Here is a 24,719-nt window from a genome sequence, read left to right as displayed (position 1 = left end):
GATGACGCCGCGAACCCGCATCCCCGTTCTGCTGCTGGCCCTGTGGATGCCCCTGGCCGGGGCCCAGACGGTGCCCGCCGCCACATCTCCGAAGGCCTCCGCGACGACTGACGCCGCGCCCGCGAAGAGCGGCGCGACGGCGCCCCCCACCGCCCCGGAGGGCATGCCCGCCAGCGCCACGCGGACGAAGCTGCCGCAGGGCTGGTACGTCACGGAGAGCGCTCCGCAGCACTACGAAGCCAGCGTGGATGAGGACTCCCCATGCGAAGGCACGCGCAGCGCGTTCCTGCGCTCGCGCACGCAAGCCACGGACAGCTTCGGCACCTTCATGCAGGCCTTCAACGCGAAGGACTTCCAGGGCAAGCGCCTGCGCTTCTCCGCCGCCGTGCGCCACCAGGACGTGAAGGGCTGGGCGGGCCTCTGGATGCGCGTGGAGGGCGCGGACCCCCGGCAGCCGCTCGCCTTCGACAACATGCAGTCGCGCGCGCTGGTGGGAACCCAGGGCTGCAAGCGCTACGACGTGGTGCTGGACGTGCCCCGGGAGGCCACCACCATCATGGCGGGCCTCATCATGAGCGGCCCCGGGAAGGCCTGGCTGGGCGGCGTGCGCTTCGAGACGGTGGACGCGTCGGTGAAGACGACGGACCTGCTCGCCACGCCACAGCCCCTGCCCTCCGGCCCCCAGGGCCTGGAAGAGGCGCCCCCATCCCAGGGCGGGCTGGGCCTGCCGCTGGGACGCGTGGGGAGCGCGTGGTTCGACACCGAGCGCGTCGAAGCGAAGACACCGCTGGCGCGTGGAAAGGACGCCACGTGGAAGGGCGAGCGCGGCGACGAACTCTTCGAACACGGCATCGAGGTGAACGGCAGCTACGGTCTGCGGGACCTCGCGGTGAAGGTGCGCGCCGGCGGCGTCGCCACCCTCATCGAAGGCACCTGGGGCGGTGAGCCCCTGTCCGTGCGGCTCGCGCCGGACTCACTCACCATGCAGTGGGGCGCCGACAAGCAGGTGCTGAAGCGCGAGCTCACGGCCGCCACGCAGCCGGACTGCAACGCGTACGTGGCGACGGAGGGACGCTTCCAGGGACAGCGGCTGGAGGTGTGCGGCGTGGCGCTCGCCACCCGTCCACCGCTCACGCAGCTGGTGGCGGCCTTCCTGGCCGGCGGCGTGCGGGCCCCGCCCTCGCGAGGCCCCGTCCCTCTGCCCCGGCGTCCCGTGCGCTCACCGCAGCCGTACGACGCGTCCGGCAGGGACGAGCCGGCATCCCAGCTCCAGTGAGCAGGCAGGGCGAGGGCGGAAGGATTTCACCTCCCGCCCGCCCGATGCACCACGCGTCCGCCTTCAGAAGGCGAAGTCGCGCTCCAGCGTCTCCTGCCCGGCCTGCACCGTGAGGTGGGCCGCGTGCGCACCGGAGGCCAGCGCCGTGGACAGGTCGAAGGACAGCCCTTCGGGCCCCTGCATCGGCTTGAGCGACGGACGCCCGGGCGACAGGAAGACGGCGGCCGTCACGGTCCGGGAGCCCAGGGGCTGCACCAGCAGCCGCACCCGCTGACGTTCGCGCACCAGCACCACGCGGAAGTCGCGCCGCTCCTCCAGCACCTCCCGGTGCTCCGGCAGGCGGGCCGCGCCCGGACGCCGGGACACGTCCGCGCGGGAGTCGCGCGCCGCGCGCGGGGCGCCCGCCCCCTCTTCCAGCTCCATCACCTCGTCGATGGCGGCGTCGCCCTCTTCCAGCGCCAGCACGGCCTGCGCGCACTCGCCACACCCGGCGGTGTGCGCGTCCACGCGCTCGCGCTCCTCGCGGCCCATCTCCCCCGAATCCAACCGCCACAGCTCGTCGTCGGTGAGGTGCCGGCGCGGCGGCGAGTCCACCACGGCGGTGTCCGCCCGGTCCGCACGGCAGCTGGCACAGTCCTTCAGGTGCTCCGGATCCTTCATGGGGCGGCCCGTCCAGGACGCCACCAGGTCATCGCAGCCGGCCCGAGCGGAAAACCACCAGGCGCCGGGGCGCTCCACGGGGTCCAGCAGGTCGCGCTCGGTGCGGCGCTCGGCGTTCAGGGGGATGAACCAGCGCGCGCGGGGGCGCAGCGCGGTGTCCATCTGGCCCAGCGTCCCCAGGAAGCGCTCGCGAGCGGCGGCGGCATCCCCGTCCAGCGGACCCTTCAGCATCTCCCAGGTGACGAGCGCGCGGGCGGAGGAGGCGGCCCGGTCCCGGGCGGCGAGTCCTTCCAGCGCGGAGGCGCGCCACAGCTCGGCTTCGTCTCCCTCCTCGCCCAGCGCCACCTCCATCGACTCCTCGGCGGCCCTCAGCAGGAGCGGCTGGAGCGCCTGCGGCTTCTGCTGGCGCACCCAGGCTTCCACTTCGGAGCGGCCCAGGCCCTTCAAGGCCTCTTCCACCCCGTCGGTGCCGAGCCGATCCGAGCGGCGCAGCACATCCCCCACCACCTCCAACAGCTCGCCCACCGAGAGGGGGCCCGCGCCCAGGCGCGCGTACCGGGCCTGGTAGCGGGACAGCGCGTCGCCCTTCATCGCGACATCCCGGGCGAAGCGGAGGACTGGAGCCCTCCGCGGGGTTTCACGTCGGCTCCTCCGGCTGCCCATCCCGCTGGAGTTCGAGCAGGTATAAACGCAGGTAGGCCTGAGCCCGACTGACTCGCTTGTACGAGTTCACCACGCTGATGTCCAAACGGCGTGCGCATTCCTCGTGATCCTCCACGTCCTCGTGGTGATACAGCTCCCATGCGGAAGCCTCCTTGGGGTGCTCCTGCTGGAGCCTGGCGAAAGCGGCCCAGTACAGCTCCTGCGCCTCGGCGCGCTCCTCGCGACGCCGTGCGCCCTCCACCGCCCGGGCCACCTCGGACGGAGTCTCTTCCATGACGTCGTCGGGCGACGTCGGCGCGGGCGCGAGCTCCTCCCGGTGCCGCCGGTAGAAGTCGATGGCGACGTGCTTGACGATGCGCAGGAAGAACGTCTTGGGAGACGCGCTCCTGCCCGGCATCTGTTCGGACACGCCCCGGAACTGGTCCAGGCCGCGGTCGAGGAACTTCCCCACCGCGTCCTGGAAGAGTTCGTCGGCGTCCGCTGGGGAGCCACGCCCGTAGCTGCCCTGGATCCTGTTGATGACGTAGCGGGCCGGGCGCGCCCACCGCGCGCACAAGGCCCCCAACGGGGTCCCCACGGCCTCGCCCGTGGCGCGGCGGCGGGACACCTCCGCGAACAATTCCTCATCCGTGAGCTGCTCGTACACCGGAAGGCCCTGGAGGCTGCCCCGGGACGGCCGTCATCCCGGGAAGTTGGGTTACGGGGATGTGGCGCGGCAAGGTACCACGTTGGCATCCGCGGACAGCCTCCGATGGTTACGGGAACCCTCGACGCGGCCCCCTCGTATTTCCTGACGCGCCTTTTTCCCTCCCCGTGGATGACGCACCGGGTCTTCTCCAAAGAGGCGGGACACGAGGCGCCAAACGTCCGGAAAGAGGCCCGGAAATGCGCCGTCAGGAATCCCGACAAGGGGGCGTCAGGGGGCGCATCGCTTTCGAGCGCCCGGCCGAAGAGGCCCTACACGCCGTGGTTCGACTCCACCCCTCCGCTCGCAAGGCGGGGGGACCGCCGGCGGTCCGGCACTGAACTGTGGATTCAGCCTTCCGGCTTCCTCACTCGGGCGCTCACTTTTCCCTCCCACCTCCAGGCCTGCCCCTCCCGGGCATGCCTCCGTCCCGAAAGGGGGACGACGGCCATGACGACGCGCACCCAGACGACCCTTCCGGAGACGCAGCGGGGCCCGGCCGAGCGGCTGCTCGACCTGGTGCTCGGCGGCTCCGCCCACCTGTGGCACCACCGCCCCGGCCTGGACGTCAACGGCAACTGGGTGGCCGCGGCGAACGCGGACGCGAAGGCCCAGTCGCGCGGCCGCAAGGTGTCGCCGGGCCTGTTCGTGCCCGCGGCGGTGAAGCTGTACGGCCAGTTGCTGGAGCTGTACCGCCTCAACCCCACCCTGATGGCGCACTTCGCGTCGTACGCGCTGACGCAGACGGACTGGCGCGACCTGAAGGTGGCCACCTGCGCGCTGATGCTGGTGCAGGAGCACGCGGGCCAGCCCGTGCGCGACGGCCAGGGCCAGGTGGCCTTCCACGACGACGACTTCCGCGCCATTGGCGAGGCCATGGTCCTGCACTACGTGCGCCGCTCCACGCGGATGCTCACGCCCAAGGCGGTGCTGCGCGTGGCGGAGTTGCTGGAGACGCCTGAAATCGCGCGCCTCAACCGCGCCGCGGGCTTCGGTGACCCCGCGTCGCGCAAGCCGCCCCTGGGCCGCTGGAAGCGCGTGGCGCAGAAGTGGCTCGCCGCGCGCGAGGCGAATCTCCCCATGCTCCAGGGCCTGGTGAAGGCCGGCTACAAGGAGACCCTGAAGAAGCTGGCGCGCAAGGCCGGCTACAAGCCCCAGTCGCAGGGCTTCTTCGAGGTGCTCGGCTGGAAGCAGAAGCAGGCCGACGGCGGCCACCGTCAGGTGGGGCTCCAGGGGCTCACGCTGGTGAAGCGCGAGCGCTTCGACGGCCTGAGCGAGGCGGAGATCTGCGAGTGGATTGAACTGGAGCGGCTCTCCTACAAGGAGGTCGTGGGCCGGCTGCCGAAGGACGTGGGCCTCACGCCCGCCATCCTGGCGACGCTGCTCCCGTCGTTGTCGGACCGGGACCTGCGGCTGATGACGCCCACGCTGGAGGAGCTGGGCCTGTTGCAGGAGCCCGGCGTGAAGGCGCGCTGGGAGCGGGCGGTGGCGAACGCCACGGATCAGCGCTCGCTGAACATCGCGAAGAACGTCCGCAGCGAGGACGTGCGCCGCAAGCTGGAGGAGGCGAGCGACAACGCGGCGAAGAAGGCGGTGGCGGAGGCGACGGCGGAGTCGGACGTGCGGGTGATGTTCCTCATCGACAAGTCGGGGTCCATGGAGGGCGCCATCGAACAGTCCAAGGAGGCGCTGTCGCGCATCCTCGCGGGCTTCCCGCTGGACAAGCTGCACGTGGCGGCGTTCGACACCATGGGCACGGTGCTCAAGCCCAAGGCGGCCAACCGCACGGCGGTGCAGCACATGCTGTCCGGGCTGAAGGCGTCCGGCGGCACGGTGCACGGGGCGGCGGTGAACGCGCTGCACCGCTCCGGCGTGCGCATCCCGGCGGAGGCGAAGCTGGTGGTGATGGTGGTGGGTGACGAGGCGGGCGAGGCGGGCGACCAGTTCGCCAAGGCCTTCCACGGGTGCGGCTACACCGTGGCGGCCATGGCGCTGCTGGTGAGCGTCGCGGGGGCGCGCGGCAGCACGGTGCGCTCGGGGGCGACGCAGTTGGGCGTCCCCTTCAGCGAGGTGAGCGTGGGGCAGTTCGCGGACCCCTACCAGGTTCCGCGCGTGCTCCAGGCGCTGATGGATGCCCCGCGCACGGTGGGGGCCAGCCAGTCCGGCTGGGTGGACCGGGTGATGAGCACGCCGCTCCTGAAAGCGGCGTGAAACAGGAGGCAGGGGCGTGGACTACCGGAAGCTGCTCGGAAAGGTGGAGTCGGCGGTGCTGCCGTATTTCGGCGGTGGGACCGTGGACGCGCCTTCACGCCGCCTGCGCATCACCCAGCCCGTCACCCCGGGCTGGTGGCGCTTCGAGGTGAAGGGCCGGCAGGCCACCGCGCGCGAGCCGGCCCTGGCCGAAGGCCTGGAGTCGCTGCCGCGCGTGCGGGGGCACCTCTGGGGCACCCGGCTGGTGCGCGAGGGCGCGGTAGCGGAGTCCCTGGCGCTGATGCCGGAGGAAGAGCCGCCGCGCCTGTCGCCGGTGACGGCGCGCCGCTGGCATGACGGCACGCTGCTCTTCGAGGGCGTGGAGTTCGAGGGCGAGGCGGAGGAGGTCGCGCGCCGCGCGCTGGAGGAGGACCGTCCCCTGGGAGACGCGCGTGGCGTGGGAGCATCCCTGCGCGCGGCGTTCGGCTTCGCGGTGCTAGAGGCGGCGTCGCGCGGCACCGGCATCCCCTTCGCGCCCAGGGAAGCCCGTGCGCGGGTGCTCGACGTGGCGCGGGAGGGGCGCGCGGCGGCGGAACTGTGCCTGCGTGGACTCGCGGATGAGCGCGCGCGTTTCCTGAGGATGCAGGCGGAGCAGGAGGCCCGGCGGGACGCGGAGGCGCGCGACGCGGCGCGTGCGCTGGCGGTCCGGGAACAGGAGACGCGGCGGGATGCGTCCGCGCGCGAGATGGCCCGGGCGCTGACGGGCCGGGAACGGGAGACGTGGGAGACGCGGCGGGATGCATCCGCGCGCGAGACGGCCCGGGCGCTGGAGACCTGGGGCGGGCAGGGCCTCACGCCCGGGGAGCGGTGGCGCGCGGAGGCAGAGCTCGGCGCATGGGTGGAGCGCGCGCTGGACAAGGCGGGCGCGCGGCTGCTCAGCCACCGGCGGCTGGGCTCCGGCCTGTTGGAGGTCATCTACACCTTCATGGGCGAGCGCTTCGTCACGGTGGTGGAGGCGGCGACGCTGCGGGTGCGCGACGCGGGTGTGTGCCTGGCGGGCGCGGACGCGGCGGTGACTTTGGAGAGCCTGCCGTCGGTGCTGAAGGAAGCCATCGACACGGACGCGCTGGTCATCACGCGGCATGTCTGAAACCGCGCGCCCCCCGCGTCAGCCCGGGCGCCGCGAAAGGGAGAGGAACATGTCGACGCGTGAGGTGTGTCTGCTCATCGGGCCGGAAGACGTGGTGCTGTGGGGCGACTCGTTCGACGACCCCGTGGCGCTGCCTGACTCCCGCGCCCGGTGGGAGGCCATCTGGAGTCTGCGAGACTCGCTGGTGGAGGTGGCCCACAGCCATCCGGAGGGGCCCCTCGGGTTCTCCGAGGAGGACGAGACGACCATGGCCGCGCTGCGCACGGCGCTGGGCCGGTCCCTGCGCTTCTCCGTGGTGGCACCGGACGGGATGGTGGCGCGCGTTGGCGGCGAGGACGTGCGGGTGCGGGACGAGCCGCCATGGGCCGCGCCGCTGCGCATCGCCTCGGGACTGCTGTACGGCCGCCCCCGGCCCGGTCCGGGAATCCCGCTCGAGGCGGAGCCTCCGTCGGACGGAGCTCCTCGCAAGCCGTGACGCCTGTCTCGCTCAGCCCGGCAGCAGGATGATGCGGGCGATTTCAGGGGGCGCGGCGACGCGCATGGGCGGCCCCACGAAGCCGCAGCCGCGGCTGACGTAGATGTGGCTGTTGCCCATCCGGCTCAGGCCCGCGTTCTGTTCGCCCCAGACGAGGTCTCCCAGCAGGTTGCCGGGGAACATCTGACCGCCGTGCGTGTGCCCGGAGATCTGGAGCCCCACGTCGCGGCGGGCGACCTCGTCGAAGTTGGACGGCTGGTGCGCCAGCAGCACCGATGCGCGATCCGGCCGCAGTCCGCGCATCGCCGCGTCCAGGTCGTAGCCGGGCTCGCCCAGCTTCCACGCGCTCCAGTCGTCCACGCCGAGCAGGTCGAAGGACGCGCCCGCATCGCCAATGGAGACGGCGCGGTTGCGCAGCACGGTGATGCCCAGCCCCTGGACGAACGCCACCCATGCGTCCACACCCGAGTAGTAGTCGTGGTTGCCGGTGATGAAGTACGCGCCGTGCCGGGCCTTGAGCGCGCCGAAGCCGGCCACGTAGCGCCCCAGCTCCGGCACGGAGCCGTCCACCAGGTCCCCCGTCACGGCGATGAGGTCCGGCTTGAGCGCGTTGACGCGCGCCACCATCTCGTCCACGAAGCGGCGCTGCAACACCCCGCCAATGTGGATGTCGGAGAGCTGCACCAGCGTGAAGCCCTCCAGGGCCTTGGGCAGCCGGGGCAGCCGCACCGGGATGTCGAGCACCTCCGGGGGATGGAACGCACGCCAGGTGCCGTAGGTGCTCACCGCCGCGCCCGCCACCGTGGCGCCGGCCGCCACGCCGCGCGCGAGGAAGGCCCGGCGCGCGGGTGACGGCGGCTCCGGGGCCTTGCGCACGCGGGTGACGACGCGCCGGCCTACGTCCAGCACCAGGGTGAACAGGAGCAGGTAGAGCACCAGCCCCATCCAGATGAGCAGCAGGAGGCCCGTCGCCCGCGCCGCCTCCGTGTCCAGCCTCGCGCCCAGGAGCCGCGCCCCCAGGGAGCCGATGAAGCCCCCGGCGAAGAGCACGAACCCCGCGCGGCGCACCGCCACGCTCGTGCTCACATCCCGCACGAGGCGGCGGTACAGGTAGACGTTGGCCACCAGCAACAGCGTGGTGACCGGTACGAGGAACAACGCCATGCTGAGCCAGCGGGGCATGGGGACTAGCCGCGCAGGAGCCGGGCCACGAGCGCCACGTACTGCTGCTTCGCGGCGTCCTTCGCCAGCCCTTTGCGGCCGGCCCACGCGTCGTACTTCGCGCGGCCCTTGACATCGAGCATGCCGGGGCGCTTGCCCTGCACGTCCCCTTCGGTGCCCTGCTTGAAGAGGGAATACAGCTCCAGCAGCGTGTCGTTCGAGGGTGCCTTGGACAGCGTCTTCACCCGGGTCTGGGCGGCGCTGAAGTCATCATCGAGGGCCATGGGGTCTCCGGCAGGGTGCGCCGGAGACCTTAACAGCCGGCCTCACATCGTCGGCAGCCAAAGATGGCGGATGTCCTGCGGCAGATGGGCGCTCACGTCCTCGGCTTCGCCTTCGCTGATTTGGTGACGGACGGCGTCCAGCACCGCCCGCACCACCGGCTCCACCGCGTCCGGGTGCAGGGCGAGGTCTTCCCCCACCTGGCTGAGCAGCTCGTCTCGGCCGAACGTCTCCGGGCGCGGCTCGGCGTCGTGGCGCTCACAGCGATGCAACAGCTCCGTCAGCTTGCGCGGCAGCTGCGCCTCCAAATCGTGGGACTCCTCCGCGTGCAGCCGCTGCTCCAGCCCGCAGAGGACGGAGACAGCCGCCTGCTGGGCGACACTGGGAGACATGCCTCCCCGTTCGCAGAGGTGGTCGATGAAGCGGGCATACGTCTGACTTGCTCGCATCGCACTGCGCCGCGCACGCCGCTCCTCGATGGACAGCTCGCGCCGCTCCTCCGCACGCTCCTCGTCCTGGGGCGCGCCCGAGCGGCGCTGCGGATCACGGTCTTCAGCCATGGGGTCCTCCCTATCGGTCCCGGTGGGAAACAGGGTGACCATGCCCGCCCCGGAGGGCACGCGAGCGCGGCCTGCTGCACTGTCCGCCGGCCGCCCGGCTGCTAGGCGGCCACGCGCCGGACGTAGGTGTCCCAGAGGGCGCCGAAGAAGAAGCCGCCGAAGCGGCCCAGCGCCTCCAACCGCTGCCCGCCGTCCCGGGCATTGAGCACGCGCAGGGTGGTGAGCTGCCGGGCGAACTCCTCCGCCGTCAGCCGCAGGAAGCCCCGGCCGATGCACGGCGCGTCGGGCCCGTCCCCTCGGTGCAGGGAGACGAGCAGCGTGGTGGTGTCCTTCCACAGGTCCGGGCCCGGGTCGTCGTAGAGGTCCTTGTAGCCCTCCAGGTAGTACGGCTCACCGGACTCGCTGAGCAGGTGCAGCAGGTACTCCATCCGCTGGCCGCCGGGCCGCGCGTGCTCGCGTGTCATCAGACGCAGCTCGCCGCGCGTCACCACCAGCGGATGTGAAGACAGCACGGGCGCCGTCACCGTCCCCATCAGCTTCAGCGGGTGGCGAGCATCGCGCAGCGTCGCGTCCAGGTCCTCCGCCGTCACGGTGAGGATGAAGCGCAGGGGCGTGGCGTCGTCGCGCTCGGGGTCTCCGGCCTCGAGGTGCGGGGCGTCCACGTCGCCAGAGACGAAGCCGTGCATCGTCTCCGTGAAGCGAACCCCCACGGGCCCGGGGGCCGGACGGGCGTCCGCCTCCGGCAGCGGCGCGTAGTCGATGGTCCAGCCATGGCGCCGCGCCATCAGGGCGCACGCCCGCTCGGCGACGGCGGAGATGGTGAGCAGCGGGTTGATGCCCAGCGAGCGCGGCACCACCGAGCCGTCGGACACGTACAGCCCCTCATGCACCGCGCGGCCGGAGGCACCGGAGAAGACGCGCCCTTCATGGTCCACCACGCCGTCCTCCGCCCGCTCCGCCATGACACAGCCGCCCAGCGGGTGCGTGCACAGCAGCTCCTTGCCAAAGGCTTCCGACCAGAGCGGGTAGCGCACGAAGGTGCCGCCCAGCGCGGCGGTGGCCCGGCGCAGGCGCTCCTCGATGCGGGTGAGCTGGGGGTCGCGTCCGGCATCCGGCCAGTGCAGGCGCACGCGGTCGCCCTCCAGCCGCAGCTCGCCCTTCCCTTCGTCGTGGGACATCACCATCAGCGTCTGCGTGTGCTCCACCGCGCCGTGGTCCGGGCCGCGCACCAGGCTGTCCGCCTGGCGCAGCCGCTCCTGGACCCAGTCCAGGATGCCCTCGTCGGTGTCCTCGCCCACCATCGCCGCGGCCCCCGCGAGCGCCGCGGGCATCAGCGAGGCGAGCGCGCCGGGGATGACGCCCTCCTCGATGATCATCCCCTCGTTCAGCCGCGCGGTGTCGCGCGCGTCGATGACGCCCGCGATGCAGGGGCCCACCGGGTCCCGCTTCGCGTGGTCGTGCTCACCGTGGCCCACGCCGTGGACGGGCATGTCCAGGTTGTAGCCAAAGGCCAACACGTCGCCGTTGCTGCTGAAGCGGTGGCCCAGCTTCGCCGACACCGGCAGGCCCCGCTCGCGCGAGCGCAGGAGGATTTCGGTGGTGCCCATGGTGCCCGCCGCCAGGATGACCCGGTCGGCGGTGAGCCACGCGTCGGGCGCGTCGAAGCGCTCGCGGCCGGTGTTGAGGGGGCGGTAGTAGATGCGCCACTTCGCGCCGTCCGGCACCACCGCGCGCACCGCCACCTCGGTGAAGATGCGGGCCCCGTGCGCGTGGGCGTCCGGCAGGTAGTTCATCAGGACGGTGTTCTTCGCGCCCGTGTTGCAGCCCGTGGCGCAGTCGCCGCACAGCGAACAGGCCGGCTGCCGTACGCCCGCGGCGTTGACGCCCGCCTCGAACGTCACCGCCACCGGCGGCCGCGTCAGCCGTCCGCCCAGCTTCTCCGCGGAGATGCCGAACGTCTTGAGCTTCTGGAGGGGCGGGTGGTCCTCCGGGTACGGCAGGGGCCGCAGCATCGTCTCCGCGTGCGCGAAGCCATCTTCCAGGAGTCCGTGCAGGTCGGCGCGCAGGGCCTCGGGCCAGCGCGGGTCCTCGAACACGCGCGGATCCGGCCGCATCGTCACGCCCGCGTTGATGAGCGACGTGCCGCCCAGACCGCAGCCGTCGATGACGGACACGTCGCCGTTGCGGTGCACCTCGATGAGGCCGGTGGGGCTGCCCACGTCCAGGTCCCCCTGGCCCGGGGCACAGTGGAGCTGGAACTCGGCCATGGCCTGCGTGGGCGTGCGCGGCATCTCACCGGGATGCAATTCCCGGCCGCGCTCCAACACGCAGACCTGCTGTCCCGCGCGCGCCAGGCGGCTGGCGGAGATCCCCCCGCCATAGCCCGAACCCACGACGACCACCGGGTAGTGAGAGGCCAGCTCGCTCCATGGGGACGACAACCTGCGCATGCTCGCTCCTGGCGGACTGCCCCCCGCCGTCTTCCGGATGTTGCCTGGATTCCCAGCCGGTACCGCCAGGGTGGGGGCCGCATGCTGCGCGGTTCACCGGCGCGGATCCACTCCCCGCCCGGTCGGTGTCTTCCCCCTGTCCCTCCGGACAGGCCCCTTCCTGTCCGCCTGGACAGCCCACGGCCTACCCGACGGGACAGGTTCTGCCGGACAGACGCCGAGCCCCCGCGTCCTTGAGAGAAAATCCGCCTAGAAGAGCCGGCGCAGCACCCAGGCACCCAGGCTGAGCAGCACGGAGAGGACCAGCATGGACACGAGCGGAGCGTAGAAGCGCGTGTTGCCGCTCTCGACGCGGATGTCTCCGGGCAGCCGGCCGAACCAGGTGAAGGCCCCGGCCCACACCAGGAGGCCCACGACCACGAGCCCCAGGCCCGCCACCACGAGCATCAGCCCCATGGGCTTCATCCGGCGTGCCCCCCTTCCAGCTCCGCCGCCTCGCCGCCCGCGCGGCGGAAGGCATTCACCAGCCGGTGCGCGTGGCGCGTCGTCTCTGGTTCGCGGTAGCGCGGGCTCGCCTTCAGCACCCACTCCACCGCGGTGTCCAGGTCCATGCGGTGACCGGGAGAGACATACACAGGGCTGACGCCCGTGCGCGTGCGGACCGCCATGCCCACCACCTCTCCCTTGTGGAGGATGGGCGAGGTGGCCCCCCGGCGCTCCGCGAGCTTCCCGGGCGTGCCCACGAGCAGCGACTTGGCGCAGCCAATGGACGGAGTGTCGAAGAGCAGCCCACCGTGGCAGGCGATGCCCAACCGGCGCGGGTGCGCGGTGCCATGGCCGTCGAAGACGAGCACGTCAGGCCGGAGCGCGAGCCGCTCCCAGACCGCCGCGAGCACTGGCAGCTCGCGGAACGACAGCAGGCCCGGGACGTAGGGGAACGTCAGCGGCACCGCGGCCACCGCCCGGGCCACCGGCTCCAGGGTCGCCGCGTCGAGCACCACCATGCCGCCATAGCCCGTGTCGTTGCCCTTCTCCGTGGAGATGTCCGCGCCCGCCAGCCGCGTGACCTTCAGGCCTGGAGGCGGCTGGAGGATGAGCTGCTCGCGCAGGCGCTTCTGCAGCGCCACCGCCTCCGTGGGCGTCACGTTCCAGGCGTGGGGTGCTCGCGGCGGCTCCATGCAGCCCTCCCATGCTCCCCACACTGTGCACGAACCCGCCGGAGTCCAACCGCCGCGCCGCGCGCCCCCTGCCCGCCCACCACCGGCCCCCGGGCCTGCCTCCAGCGTTCACGGACGGACACGGGCCCGGCGAGCCCCCACCTGAAACGACGAGGGCGTCCCTGCGAACGGGACGCCCTCGTGCGAAGGAGCGTGGATCCGCTCCCGCGCTACTCGATGGAGGCGACCTTGTCGTCCTTGCCGAACTTCACGTGCACCTTGGACAGCTTGGTCTTCCAGTAGGTCCAGGTGCTGGAGTCGAACGAAGGCGTCTCATGCGGCGGCGGCGGCCCCCACGCCATGCGCACGGCCGCGCGGGACATGCCGGGCTCCACCTCCGACGCCGAGACCTTCTTGCGGTCCTCCGCCGTCAGCGCCTCCAGCTTGCTGGCCTGGTTCTCCGGGGCGAACGCCGCCTGGAACAGCTTCCAGGTGTCCGCGCCCGAGCGCGAGTCGTTCTCGAACACGAACTCCTGCCCCGAATCCACGACCTTGAACTTCACCTTGGACGACCCCTTGTCCAGCACCTCCACCCGCGTGTTGAACGGCAGGATGGGGCCCTTGAGGTAGTTCACCCAGGACACGGTGCCCTCCTCGAAATGGAAGTTCGCGGTCGCGTGGAAGAACTTCTCCGCCGGCGCCGGAGTGGGCGCGGGCGCGGGCGCGGCCACGGGCTCGTTGCTGAACGACGCGACCTTGCCGTCCTCACCGAAGACGACCTCGAACGTGGAGAGCTTCGAGCTCCAGTACGTCCAACGGTTGCTCTGGTACGACGGCGTCCGGTGCGGCGGCGGCGGCCCGAGGGCGAGCAGCACGGCCTCCCGCGACATGCCACGGGCCAGCTCACCCGCCCGGACCTGCTTCTGATCCTCCGGTGACAGGGCGGCGATGCGCGCGGCCGGGTCATCCTTGGCGAAGAAGCCGGCGAACAGCACCGCGATGGGCTTGCCCAGGCTGCGGTGGGTCACGAACCGGAACTCGGCGCCGGAGTCCACCACCTTGCAGCGCACTTCGTCGTCGTCGCGCTTCAGGACCTCGACCTTCGCGCCCACGGGGATGTTCGTCCCCTTGCCGCGGTAGTTCACCGCGGAGAGCTGGTTCTTGTTGAGCAGGAAGTTCGCCTGGGCGAACACCACCTCGGCCTGGGCACTCATCGTGGTCAGCAACCCCAGCGCGAGCACGGCGCTGAGGACATTCTTTCGATACACGGAAAAACCCCCTCGGTTGATCACCGTGTGTTTGTAGTGGCGTCATACGCCGGGCCGCAAGGGGCTGGCCTCACCGCGGGGTCGGAGCAGCGCGCTCACGCCGCCACGCCGCGCGCCCCGTCCCAGTCCTCCACCTCGTAGAGGAACTTCGTACCGCCCCGTAGCTTCCGGTTCGCGGACGTGCTCTGCACGAAGACGACGTACTTCTCCAGGCTCGCGGGCCGGATGCGCACCGTCTCGCCCGGAGGCAGACCCAGCATCTCCCGCGCCCGCTCACCGCTGTAGAGGTCGCCCGTCTTGCGGTCCATCAGCACCACCTCCTTGCGGCCCTGAATGGTTTCCGTCTTCGTGAATTCGTAGAAACCGCGACCCGTCCTGAAGCCCAGGCCGTTCTCCGTCACGAACTCCTTGATGGCGCTGTCCTCGTCCACCTCCAGCACCTGGAAGCGCCCTGGCGGCACCGCCCGCAGGTCCGTCTCACCGAAGAGCGTGGACGTGGCGCGCTTGAGCATCGTGTTGAACATGGCGTTCAGGCCACGGCTCATGCGGCCCTCGTTCGACACCTCTGCTTCATACGCCTGGAGCTGCGCGTCCGAGGACTGCTTGTAGCAGACGGCCAGCAGCATGTCGGTGACGTGCGCGAACTGATCCAGGCTCAGGTGGAAGCCGCCGGACTTCTCCGCCAGCTCCTTGTAGAAGGCCGTCGCATGGCGGCGGTTCAACGCCTGCACGCCATACACCGGCACGCCCATGCCCCCGAGCGCGGCCACCTCCTTGCGCCAGTCCAGCTTCTTCGGGTTGTGCTGGGGCGGGTGCGGCACGTCGTCCCCGATGAGCACCAACGCCTTCGTGTAGCCCTCCGTCCAGGACAGGCTTCGCGCCTCGTGCAACACCAGCTCGTAGCACTCGGGCGCGTCTCCGCCCCCGGTCTGCCCCACCTTCTCCACGAAGCGGGTGAGCGCCTTCACGTCGTCCGTGAGGTCCAGCGCCTTCGTCACGTAGGTGGACTTCGCGTCGCAGTAGTCCCCGTGCGCGATGATGCCAATGCGGATGCCGGGGATCTCCTTCGCGAGCCGGGCCACCGCGCTCCCCAGCTTCTTCCTCACCTGCGCGAGGCAGGGGTACATGCTGCCCGTGGTGTCAAAGCTGAAGACGACCTCGACGCGATTATCAATCACAGACATCCCCATGGCGTTGCTCCCCCTCGTCCGTTTCTTGCGGCGACAGGTAGAACAATACGTGTGGGGTCTGACATGGACGGAGCCTCGCCGGGGCACTCCGGGCCTGGATTCCGCCCCAGGCCGGCGCGGAGGCCAGGAAAGGCCTGTCATACCCACTCCATCAGTCCTTCACTCCGCGTCCGCGTCGTTGAATCCTGTTCGTCCCGAGCGCCCCTCCGGGGTGCGCTCCAACGGAGGGGACCATGACGCTCCAGTTCGGGTTCATCGATCATCGGGATGGCGCGAACCTCCGGACGCTCCCGGCGGAGATGCAAGGCTCGGAGTGCCTGACGCGCGCCCCCCTGCCCTCGGGAACGCGGGTGACGCTCATCCACGACCATGCCCAGGCGCCCGGGTGGACCTACGTGGCGACCCTGGCGGGCGAGTACCTGATGCGGGGCTATATGCAGCGCCTGCGCATCACCACCGACCTGCCCGAACCCACGGCGACGCTCCATCCGGTCCTTCCGGGCGACCGGCTGGAACCCATCGCCGCGCGCATCTACCGGCAGGGCATCGAGCCAGGGAGGGACCTGCGCTTCTACGAGAATGTCATCCTCCACGTGAACACGGAGCGCGACCGCAAGGGCGTGCGGCGCGTCCGCGGAGACGTTCAGCTGGTCGCGGGGGAGCGCATCTGGCTGGTCAGCATCGCGTACGCCAACCAGCTCCAAGGCATCGTGGCGAGCGGCTCCCTCACCGGTGGCGCGCTGGCCAAGGCGCGCCAGATCACCCAACCGCTGGTGGACATCGTCACCTCCGTCACGCAGTCGGGTCAGTACTTTGGAGAGGTCGCCAAGGAGTATGCCGATGTCATCCGGGAGCACTGGCTGGAGATCACCGGAATCATCGTGGCCTTCCTCACCGCGGAGGCGCTGTCCGCCTTGCTGGCGGCCACACCCACGGGGGTCGGCCAGCTCGCGGCCGCGCTCATCCAGTTGGGGCTGGCGGCCTTCGGCGCGAAGGGGATCCTCGACGCGGGAGTGGAGGCCGTGAAGCACGCGGAGCGGTGGCTCACCCAGGCCTGGCAGGCCCATGGCTCGCGGGAAAAGCTCGAGGAAGCCAGCAAGTCCTTCCTCCGGATGCTGACGAGCATCGCCATGGCCGCGCTGGCGCTGCTGGGCGTGAAGTCCAACATGGGCAAGGGGCTCAAGCTGGCCAGCGCCGTGAAGATCACCCCTCCCCGCTACGCCATGATGAGCATGGGCGGTCAGTCCGTGGCGGTTCCCGTGTTCCAGCCCGGTTCAATCACAGCCGGCCCGCCCCTTGCCCTGCCGTGGAATCTCTGGGAGTTCGGAACGCCCCTGGTACCGAAGGCCGTCAAGAACAACGCCGCTTTCGAGTCGCCCCTGACGGAGCGCCCGCTCGGGGACTCGGAGTTGGAGAAGCTGCTGGAGGAGCTCCCGAACTGGGACAAGCTCCAGAAGTTCGTCGGGCGCCGCATCCCGAAGGAAGGCACGCCGGAGTTCAACGCCTTCAAGAAGGAGCTCCAGGACGCGGGCTACCGGCTGGAGAAGTTGAGCGAGGGCCCCCAGCCCTACCGGATCCGCCGACCGAACGGGCAGGCCCTGGGCAACGAGTACGGAGCCCTCACCGTGACCGAGAACGGGATGGTCGTGCTCAAGGCTGGCAAGACGAATCGCATCAGCGTCTACAGCCGCTACCGGAAGAACTACCTGGATTGGGTGGAGAAGACCCAGGGCACGGCGGCACGGAGCGCGGCGGCGGCGCGCATCTCCTCCGGCAACGTCATGCACCACCTCATCCCCGACGCCATCGCCCAGCAACACCCGCTGCTCCGAGAGGCCCTGGAGCGGGTCAAGGGGTATACGATTGACCGGGGAACGAACATCCTCGACATGCCCCTCGCGAAGAACGTGGAGGGGAAGCTCAGTCACTCGGGCCAGCATCCGCTCTACAGCAAGTACGTCAGCGCCCGGTTGGATACCGCCCAGCGGGCCCTGCTGAAGCAGGGTCCTCAAGCCAGCTGGACGCCCAAGGCCATCGAAGACGCGATCCAGAAAGTTGAAAATGAGCTTCGCAAGGCCATCGAGACCGGCACGCTGCCCATCGATGTCCTCAAGGAACTGCGAGAGGATGGCATCGTCGTGGGGCTCAAGCTGGCCATGCTGGAGCTGCCCTCTCCCGCGGAGTCGAACATCGCATGATGTATGCATTGACGGCCGACACCTCTCACATCGAGGACGAGGGGGAGTTCGACGCCGTGCTCATCGAGTTCGAAGGCTCCGACGCCGCGACGTTCCACGAGCCCCGCGTCGACTACCAGCGCGAGCAGGGCGCGCCCCAGGTCATCGAGTTCGTCGGCAACCTGGAGAACGTGGCCCGGCTCGACCACGTGTTCACCGCGCCCTTCGGGATGCTGCTGCTCTCCCGGCGCATGGTGCGCGTGCTCGAAGCGGTGGGCCCGTTCCGGCACCGCCTCATCCCCACGGTCATCTACGCGGAGCGCATCAAACCCCTCGTGCGCGACCGGTTCACGCGGCAGCGGACCTCGTACCCGGTGACGGATGCCTCGCTGAAGAACGAGGAGTTCGTCATCCTGCAGCTGCTGGAGGAGACCGACTGCCTGGACCGCGAGCGCACGCTCGTCCATGGCGTCCCCTTCCACGAGTCTGGCGAGGTCATGCTGGCACATGAGGCGGCCAACCCCCTCGTGCTCCGCCCACCGCCGGGCGGATTCCCTCCCGTGTTCGCCGTCCCCGAGCTGGCCTTCTACTGCTTCACGGAGGAGGCACGGCAGGCGTGCATCCAGGCCGGACTGAAGGGCCTGTGGTGGCGCCGCCAGCGCTGAGGTTCGGAGAGCGCCGCGCCCACGCCAGAAGGTGCTCGCGCTCGGCGTGGGCTCCGCGGCGCCGCGGTGCCTACCGTCCTCCTGCGGCTCCGCCCCCGCTGACCGCGTCGAGCCGGTAGGCCAACGCCGTCCAGCGAGGCTTCCCGAGCAAGCCGGCCACCACATGGGGCTCATTCAGCGACGCCAGCGGAATGCCCAGCCCCCGCACATAGAGCGCCAGCGGCTCAATCACATAGGAAGGCTCATAGCCCAGCGTCCATCCCGGCCAGTGGGGTGCCAGGTTCTGAAGCACCGCGTCTTCTGGCCACTTCAGCTCCGACCCGGCGAAAATCACCTCGGCCTTTCCGGCGAGGATCAACGTCCGCCGATCCAGGTCGAGGACTGCTCCCGCCAGCAGGTCGTCCAGGCGCTTCGTGCGCACGGAGCCATTGTCACGGCAGGCCATGACGGCGGCTTCCGGCCCGTCCTGGAACAGCTCGACGAGCGCGGTCGCCCCCCAACGGTGATGATGGATCTCCACCTTTCCGCCCTTCAGGATGACGATGTCCGCACGGTCGCTCATGGTGGCCACCCTAGCCGAGCGCGCTGACATCGGAGCCGTCCTCTCCAGAAGCCCGGTGGCACGGTGAGCGCGTTCCCGCCCCCGCGCCAATCCATTACATTCGCGCCAACGCATCAACGCAGAGGGGGATGAATGGATGGGTCGAGCTTGCTGATCAGCGGTCTGGTGGGCGGTGTGGCGGGGGCCCTCGCGGGCTTCCTGGCCCGTACGCTCAAGGCAGGAAGGTACGCCACGCTGGCATGCGTCGTGGTCGCGGGGTTGGCGTCAGGTCTGGGTTGGCGGGCGTACGAGCAGCGCCCCATGAGCTACGACCGCGTGGTGGAGTCGCTGACCTCGGGCACGCCCGCCACCGGCATGGAGCGCTATCTGCGGGCGTGGGCCCTGGCCACGAAGGCCCATCCTGAAATCCGCCACTGGTTCGAGTCCACGCCAGGGATGAAGCCAGACGAGCGCGAGTTGGAGATCCGGCTGAAGACGCGCTCGGGGCTGAACCGCCTCTCCGACGAGCAGCTGGTCCAGCGGATGGAGCTCCTCTCCCGCATGGTGGAGAAAGCCGAAGCGATGGACTGCGCCGCGGTCGGCCGGGGCGATCTCCCGCAGGAGTCGCTGGGCCGGTTGGTCAACGGCATGGACGACGCGTCCCTCCAGCGCTTCAGTGACATCGTGGCCAGCTCGCTGGCGGCCGAACTGCGGCAATCCCCCGAGCCCCGGACGTCCGCGGAGGAGGACGTGACCCAGGCCTTCGTCGAACTCAACTCCGGCATCGGCGCGGAGCAAGCACAGCGGCTGGCCGACAACCTCCAGGACCTGGGCGCGCTCACCGACGAAGAGGCCTGCTGGACGACCCGGACCCTGTACCGGCAGGGCTCGGCCCTCCAGGACCGCGACAGGCGCACCCTGGCCCTGGCGCTCACCAACGACTGAGCCATGTCCCGTCGCGTGCCTGGAGACAGGGGCGCCAGCGGCACCGCGAGGCCTCAAGCGTCCGGGGCGACGACGGACATTCTTCGGGAAGCCACTCTTACCTTGCTTGCTCGCTGCACGGGCCCTTCATAGTATTCCGTCTTCACGTCCCCCTCAGCCTGGAGCCCTCGCCATGCGTTACACGCGCAAGGATGTCTCGGAGTTGCTGGAGTTGGTGAATGGAGGCCCGGACGTCCTGGGCTTCGCCACGTCGAACTTCTCCTCCACCACCTACTCGCTCGTCGCGTCGGGGCCGGGGACGGTCTGGCAGGACCTCAACAACCCGGCCCACCGGGTGTGCTCGGAGGATGGAGCCACCTCCCCCTCCGAGGACTGCGCCTAGCCGCTCGCGCCGCTCCGGCGTCTCCCGTCTCGTGGTCCCTCCATGAATACGCGCCTCACCCTGATCCTCAACACCCACATGCCGCAGGTGTTGGGCGAGGGGCCCCTCTTCGATGAGCCGGAGAACTGGCTCTTCGAAGCGCTGACGGAGACGTATCTCCCGCTGTTCCGGATGTTGGAGCGCTGGGACGCCCAGCGCTTCGCGGGCACGCTGGTGATGTCCTTCACCCCGTGCCTCGTGGAACAGCTCCTCGCGTGCGAGGAGCGCTACACCGGCTACCTGCGCCTGCTCCAGCGGATCGCCACGCGCGAGCTGGAGCGCACGTCGCGGCTGGACCTCTACAACCGCTACGAGAAGTTCCCGCAGGCGCACTCGGATGAAGCGCTCGCGCGGCTCCACCGCACCGCGGGCATGTACCTGCGGCGCGTGGAGGACAGCCTGGCGTTCCTCCGCCAGCACGGCCTGCGCGACGTGTTCGCGCGGCTCGGGCGCTCGCGGCTGCCGGGCGTGCAACTGTGGACGTCCTCCCCGCAGCACAACTTCCTGCCCTTCTTCGAGCCCGCCGTCGCGGACCGGCTGGTGGCGCGAGGCGTGGAGTCCTTCCAGGAGGTCTTCGGCCGCGAGCCGGACGGCTTCTGGCTGCCCGAGTGCGCGTTCCAGCCCGGCGTGGAGCGGGTGCTCACGCGCCACGGCATCCGCCGCACCGCGCTCAGCCTGAATGGCATTGGCGCCTCCCAGCCCCAGGACCCGAGCGGCGTGTTCCGCCACGAGGACCTGGAGGTGCTTGTCCACGACTACCGCATCGGCCTGCACCTCTGGAAGTCACCCGAGGCCACCTTCCCGGCCCACCCCGTCTACCGCGAGTTCTTCCGGGACGTGGGCTTCGACGTCCGGCCGGAGTACTTCGACGAGCTTGGCGTGCCCGTTCCCGCGAACAAGCGGGGGCATGTGTGGACGGGGCTCAAGTACCACGCGGTGAGCGGCCAGAAGGTGGGCCTGGGCGAGAAGGCGCTCTACGACGTGGAGGCCGCCCGCGCGCAGGTGCCCCAGCACGTGAAGGCGTTCTGGGACCTCCTGGAGTCGCGCCGCCAGCTCGTGCAGGACGGACAGACGTTCGTGCTGGCCTTCGACACCGAGCTGTTCGGCCACTGGTGGCACGAGGGCATCGAGTGGCTCGACGGCGTGATGCAGCCCGCCCTGCCCCGGGAGGAGCCCACCGCCGCGCCGCCGCCGCCCGAGCCCCCGTCGCTGCCGCGGCTCTACTATTCAACGTGGGGCCGGGACTTCTACAGCGAGCACTGGCTGACGCCGGGCAACGCCTGGATGTACGCGCTCATCAAACTCGTGGAGGCCCAGCTCCCGGAGCCGGTGGACGCGGAGACGCGGGAGACGTGGCGCCGCTTCGAGGTGCTCGGCGGCAGCGACCTGCTCTTCATGATGCCGGACCCCAGCCAGCGGGAGCGTGCGCGCGCGCTGTTCCTGGAGCGCTACGCGGGCGTCGTGTCGCGCCTGCCGGCCTTCACGCCCGAGCTGCTCACGTCCTTCCCGGTGGATCCCTTCAAGTGCGTGCTCATCCACGTGGGGAAGCCCGGCGCGGAGGAGGCGCCGCCGTTCCACCTGCGCCGGCTGTCGGGTGAAGGGGCGAACACCGGCGCGCGCCGGGAGCTCACGCTCGACCCCGAGGTGCATGACGTCGCGGGCCTGCGCGTGTCGTTCCAGTACTTCCTCCTCCATCCGCAGGGTCGCTACGCGCTGCGCGTGGAGGGTTCGGAGCGCGAGCACACCTTCCAGATGCCGGACTACGGCGTGCCCCTGCTCATCGCGCCGGACACGCGGACCTATCCCAAGTACGACCCGGAGGTGCTCTACCGGAAGCTGGGCGAAATCTGGGAGGGTGATCAGCGGCTCCCCGTCCATCCCGCGCCCACGCTGCGCAGCCGCCACCTCTACAGGCGCGCGCAGGCGATGGAGGTGCTGGGAGGCAGGCGGGCCGCCGTCTTCAAATACAACAAGGAGGGCTACGCGCTCCTGCGCTTCCGCGACCAGGGCGTGGCGCCGGCCTCCGTCGTGTTCGACGACACGGTGTCCCTGGGCGACGCGGGCGCGTACATCCAGGCCGGAGCGCTGTCCGTGCCGGTGAAGAGCGACCCTGCGGAGATCGCGCGGGAGGACTTCGACGCGGTCATCTTCACCTGCTCGCTGAACTTCGAGTCGGAGGTGCCGCACGTCCGGGCGCTGCTCGAGGTGGCCACGCGCAAGCGTTTGCCGGTGGTGTCGCTCTACGACGACATCCTCTATTACGACCTGTTCGACGGGCTGGAGCCGGATCCGTCGCTCTTCTACCGGGTGGCCGTGCCTGAACAGGATGCGCTCGCCCACCCGGGCCCGGTGGACTACGGACCGACAAACGTGCTGGGCGTCTTCGGCACGGACACGGTGCAGGGCAAGTTCACCACGCAGGTCTACCTGCGCGAGGCGCTGGCGAAGCACGTGCGCGTGCGCCACCACGCCACGGAGCCCACGGGCATCCTGCTGGGCGCGGACACCGGCTACTCGCGGGTGCTGCGCGTGGAACCTCCCCAGCGCCTGGCCTTCGAGCGGCGGCTCATGGCGGAGCTGGCCCGGGGCTGCGACCTGGTCATCACGGGCGGGCAGAACGGGCTGCTCTACACGCCGGCCGGGCTGGACCGCCGGGCGAACACCTCCACGCGCATCTACGAGACCTTCCTCCCCCGGCTGGTGGTGCTCACCGTGTCGGTGGACACGAGGCCCGAGGACGTGGTCGCGACGCGCGAGTACCTGGAGACGCTGGCCCGGGAGCGCGGCGTGCCCTGCGCGGTGGTGGGGCTGGCGATGATGGGCGGGCGCAAGCTGCTGGGCAGCCGGTGGACCGAGACGTGGTTCCTGGGCGTCCGGGACGAAGTGCTGGAGGGAGCACGGCAGCGGATGGAGGCGCACACCGGGCTGCGCGTCCACGCCATCCCCGAGGAAGTGGACGCGCTCGCGCGGAGCGTGCTCACGCACCTGTGATGGAAACCGGCGGCGCGATGCAGGAAGCCCCTCCCAGCCTGCGGCAGTCGGCGCGGTACCTCGCCGCGCTGCTGCGGCTGCTGCGGCCCGCGTGGGGTTCGCTCGCACGAGGCGCGCTGCTCGGCCCCGTCATCACCCTGCTCTGCCTGGTTCCGCCCTTCCTGACGCGGCTGCTGTTCGACCACGTGTCATCCCCGCGGGACCTGGACCTGCTGCACGTCCTGGTGGTGAGCATCCTCGCCGCGTCGGTGGCGGCGGCCCTCGCGGAGGCGCTGCTGGGCTATTACTCCGCGTACCTCACCCTCAAGCTGGAGAGCTCCGCGGCCCTCTACCTCTTCAACCACCTTCAACACCTGCCGGATCGGTTCTTCTCGCGGCGGCAGGTGGGGGAGCTCACCAGCCGCTTCGAGGACGCGAAGGCGGGGATGTCGCTGGTGCTGGGCTTCCTGCGGCTCGCCTTCTCACAGGCCACCTTCCTGGTGGTCATCCCCTTCACGCTGGCCTCGCTTCACTGGGAGCTCGCGCTGGCGGCCCTGGCCTCGCTGCCGTTCGTGGTGGCGGTGCCGCTCGTGATGGGGCGCGCGATGGGGCACGCATGGCAGGAGGTGATGAGCGTGCACGGCTCGCTCAGCGCCCTCCAGGTGGAGACGCTGCGGCAGAGCCGCACGACGAAGGTGCTGGCGCTGGAGCCATTCATCTATCGGCGTGCCGCGGGCCTCATGCGGTCCGTGCTGCGGGCCCACCTGCGAGCGCACGGGGTGGAACGGATGCTGCGGCTGTTCGAGCGCACGGTGGAGGCCGCGCAGACGGCGCTCTTCACGTGGCTGGGCTGGCGGCTCATCCTCCAGGGAAAGCTGACGCTCGGAGGCTTCGTGGCCTTCATCGCCTACGCCGCGTATCTGCGCGGCCCGGTCATCGAGATCATCGCCTTCATCACCAGCGTCCACCAGCGCGGCATCCACCTGCGGCGGTTCTTCGAATACCTCCAGGAGACGCCGGAGCAGGACCCGACCCGCGCCCTGGTGCTCCCCGCCCCGGTGTCGCGGCGGTTGGAGGGGGGAGTGGAGCTGGAGGGCGTGTCCTTCGGTTATGCGCCGGGCCAGGACGTGTTGCGCGACGTGAGCGCGCGCATCGAGCCCGGGGCGGTCGTGACCATCGTCGGGGCGAGCGGCTCAGGGAAGACGACGCTGGCGAGGATGCTGACGCGGCTGGAGGAGCCCGGCCAGGGGCGCGTGCTCTATGACGGGCACGACGCGCGGACGTTGGAGCTCTCCGAGCTGCGCCGGCAGCTGGCCGTGGTGTGGCAGGACGTGGAGCTGTACCACGGCACCTTGCGCGAGAACCTCACCCTGGGGCTGGATGCCGTGTCCGACGAGGCGCTGCGGAGCGCGGTCCGGTTGTGCGGGCTGGAGTCCGTCCTCGCCGCGCTTCCCCAGGGCTACGACACGCCCGTGGCCGAGGCGGGAGCGAGCCTGTCCGGCGGGCAGCGGCAGCGGCTGGCCCTGGCGCGGGCGGTGCTGCGCGACGCGCCCGTGTTGCTACTGGACGAGGCCACCTCCCAGCTCGACGTGGAGACCGAGGCCACCATCGTCCGCGCGCTGCTAGCGAGGGCCCGGGAGCGGGGCCAGACGGTGCTGTTCATCACCCACCGGCTGGCCAACGCGCCGCTGGCCGACGAGGTGTGGCTGCTCGCGGAAGGTCAGCTGGTGGGCCGGGGCCCGCACGCGGAGCTGCTTGCGCGCTGCGCGCCGTACCAACGCTTGTTCCGCGCGGGCGTGGGCGAGGCGGACGCCGCCTAGCGCGGCGGGAGGA

The 24,719-nt window shown here is 70.7% G+C and carries 21 protein-coding genes; 10 read left to right on the top strand and 11 right to left on the bottom strand.

The window, feature by feature from the left end; genetic code table 11:
* Position 1 precedes the first annotated feature (1 nt).
* On the top strand, positions 2-1,276 hold the full coding sequence (locus GTY96_RS03300) for an AraC family transcriptional regulator (protein WP_186001737.1): 1,275 nt from the start codon (positions 2-4) through the stop codon (positions 1,274-1,276).
* A 63-nt stretch (positions 1,277-1,339) separates the two neighbouring features.
* Here the strand turns inward: GTY96_RS03300 and GTY96_RS03295 are convergent, their stop codons facing one another.
* On the bottom strand, positions 1,340-2,527 hold the full coding sequence (locus GTY96_RS03295; RefSeq protein WP_161663802.1) for a hypothetical protein: 1,188 nt from the start codon (positions 2,525-2,527) through the stop codon (positions 1,340-1,342).
* Positions 2,528-2,573: 46 nt separating this feature from the next.
* Positions 2,574-3,245: an RNA polymerase sigma factor gene (locus GTY96_RS03290; RefSeq protein ID WP_143898422.1), complete on the bottom strand. Its 672-nt coding sequence runs from the start codon at positions 3,243-3,245 to the stop codon at positions 2,574-2,576.
* Between the two features lie 489 nt (positions 3,246-3,734).
* On the opposite strand from GTY96_RS03290, the gene GTY96_RS03285 reads away from it, so the two are divergent.
* Genes GTY96_RS03285 through GTY96_RS03275 form a run of 3 tightly spaced genes read left to right on the top strand, consistent with a single transcriptional unit; the run spans position 3,735 to position 7,099 of the window.
* On the top strand, positions 3,735-5,495 hold the full coding sequence (locus GTY96_RS03285; RefSeq protein ID WP_143898420.1) for a VWA domain-containing protein: 1,761 nt from the start codon (positions 3,735-3,737) through the stop codon (positions 5,493-5,495).
* A gap of 16 nt (positions 5,496-5,511) precedes the next feature.
* On the top strand, positions 5,512-6,624 hold the full coding sequence (locus GTY96_RS03280) for a hypothetical protein (protein WP_161663801.1): 1,113 nt from the start codon (positions 5,512-5,514) through the stop codon (positions 6,622-6,624).
* A 49-nt stretch (positions 6,625-6,673) separates the two neighbouring features.
* The gene (locus GTY96_RS03275) at positions 6,674-7,099 is read left to right on the top strand and encodes a hypothetical protein (RefSeq protein WP_161663800.1); all 426 of its coding nucleotides are present in this window, start codon (positions 6,674-6,676) and stop codon (positions 7,097-7,099) included.
* A gap of 12 nt (positions 7,100-7,111) precedes the next feature.
* On the opposite strand, the gene GTY96_RS03270 is transcribed toward GTY96_RS03275, so the two are convergent.
* The 8 genes from GTY96_RS03270 to GTY96_RS03235 all read right to left on the bottom strand — a co-directional run bounded on the left by GTY96_RS03270 (position 7,112) and on the right by GTY96_RS03235 (position 15,167).
* Positions 7,112-8,281: a metallophosphoesterase gene (locus GTY96_RS03270; RefSeq protein WP_161663799.1), complete on the bottom strand. Its 1,170-nt coding sequence runs from the start codon at positions 8,279-8,281 to the stop codon at positions 7,112-7,114.
* Positions 8,282-8,286: 5 nt separating this feature from the next.
* Entirely contained in the window at positions 8,287-8,544 is a 258-nt protein-coding gene (locus tag GTY96_RS03265) for an acyl-CoA-binding protein (protein WP_143898412.1), read from the bottom strand.
* Between the two features lie 42 nt (positions 8,545-8,586).
* Complete coding sequence (locus GTY96_RS03260; RefSeq protein ID WP_143898410.1) at positions 8,587-9,102, bottom strand: DUF2267 domain-containing protein; 516 nt, start codon at positions 9,100-9,102, stop codon at positions 8,587-8,589.
* Positions 9,103-9,203: 101 nt separating this feature from the next.
* Positions 9,204-11,552 carry a GMC family oxidoreductase N-terminal domain-containing protein gene (locus GTY96_RS03255; RefSeq protein WP_161663798.1) on the bottom strand — a complete coding sequence of 783 codons (2,349 nt, stop codon included), beginning with the start codon at positions 11,550-11,552 and terminating at the stop codon, positions 9,204-9,206.
* A 249-nt stretch (positions 11,553-11,801) separates the two neighbouring features.
* The gene (locus tag GTY96_RS03250; RefSeq protein ID WP_143898406.1) at positions 11,802-12,017 is read right to left on the bottom strand and encodes a DUF2905 domain-containing protein; all 216 of its coding nucleotides are present in this window, start codon (positions 12,015-12,017) and stop codon (positions 11,802-11,804) included.
* Positions 12,014-12,730, bottom strand: a complete 717-nt coding sequence (nfi, locus tag GTY96_RS03245) for a deoxyribonuclease V (protein ID WP_143898404.1) — start codon at positions 12,728-12,730, stop codon at positions 12,014-12,016. The genes GTY96_RS03250 and nfi overlap by 4 nt, the downstream gene beginning before the upstream one ends.
* Before the next feature lie 209 nt (positions 12,731-12,939).
* The gene (locus GTY96_RS03240) at positions 12,940-13,977 is read right to left on the bottom strand and encodes a hypothetical protein (protein WP_161663797.1); all 1,038 of its coding nucleotides are present in this window, start codon (positions 13,975-13,977) and stop codon (positions 12,940-12,942) included.
* A 95-nt stretch (positions 13,978-14,072) separates the two neighbouring features.
* The gene (locus GTY96_RS03235) at positions 14,073-15,167 is read right to left on the bottom strand and encodes a vWA domain-containing protein (RefSeq protein ID WP_186001736.1); all 1,095 of its coding nucleotides are present in this window, start codon (positions 15,165-15,167) and stop codon (positions 14,073-14,075) included.
* A 233-nt stretch (positions 15,168-15,400) separates the two neighbouring features.
* On the opposite strand from GTY96_RS03235, the gene GTY96_RS37105 reads away from it, so the two are divergent.
* The gene (locus GTY96_RS37105; RefSeq protein ID WP_201755766.1) at positions 15,401-17,365 is read left to right on the top strand and encodes an AHH domain-containing protein; all 1,965 of its coding nucleotides are present in this window, start codon (positions 15,401-15,403) and stop codon (positions 17,363-17,365) included.
* Positions 17,362-18,009 (top strand): hypothetical protein, encoded by a 648-nt coding sequence (locus tag GTY96_RS37100; RefSeq protein ID WP_201755765.1) that lies wholly within the window; start codon positions 17,362-17,364, stop codon positions 18,007-18,009. Before GTY96_RS37105 ends, GTY96_RS37100 begins: the two co-directional genes overlap by 4 nt.
* Positions 18,010-18,079: 70 nt before the next feature.
* On the opposite strand, the gene GTY96_RS03210 is transcribed toward GTY96_RS37100, so the two are convergent.
* Positions 18,080-18,571: a hypothetical protein gene (locus tag GTY96_RS03210; protein ID WP_143898401.1), complete on the bottom strand. Its 492-nt coding sequence runs from the start codon at positions 18,569-18,571 to the stop codon at positions 18,080-18,082.
* 147 nt (positions 18,572-18,718) lie between these two features.
* Here GTY96_RS03210 and GTY96_RS03205 point away from each other — a divergent pair, with 147 nt between their 5' ends.
* From GTY96_RS03205 to GTY96_RS03190, 4 genes are all read left to right on the top strand, one after another.
* Complete coding sequence (locus GTY96_RS03205; protein ID WP_143898399.1) at positions 18,719-19,495, top strand: hypothetical protein; 777 nt, start codon at positions 18,719-18,721, stop codon at positions 19,493-19,495.
* A 172-nt stretch (positions 19,496-19,667) separates the two neighbouring features.
* Positions 19,668-19,877: a hypothetical protein gene (locus GTY96_RS03200; protein ID WP_143898397.1), complete on the top strand. Its 210-nt coding sequence runs from the start codon at positions 19,668-19,670 to the stop codon at positions 19,875-19,877.
* Positions 19,878-19,919: 42 nt separating this feature from the next.
* The gene (locus GTY96_RS03195) at positions 19,920-22,907 is read left to right on the top strand and encodes a DUF1611 domain-containing protein (RefSeq protein ID WP_161663796.1); all 2,988 of its coding nucleotides are present in this window, start codon (positions 19,920-19,922) and stop codon (positions 22,905-22,907) included.
* 17 nt (positions 22,908-22,924) lie between these two features.
* A complete protein-coding gene (locus tag GTY96_RS03190) occupies positions 22,925-24,706 on the top strand; it encodes a peptidase domain-containing ABC transporter (protein ID WP_161663795.1) in 1,782 nt (593 codons plus the stop codon).
* Positions 24,707-24,719: the final 13 nt, after the last annotated feature.

It is taken from the genome of Corallococcus silvisoli (genome assembly GCF_009909145.1).
Lineage (GTDB): Bacteria > Myxococcota > Myxococcia > Myxococcales > Myxococcaceae > Corallococcus > Corallococcus silvisoli.
Note: the sequence above shows the minus strand (reverse complement) of the source record. Positions and strands in the feature narration are given on the sequence as shown.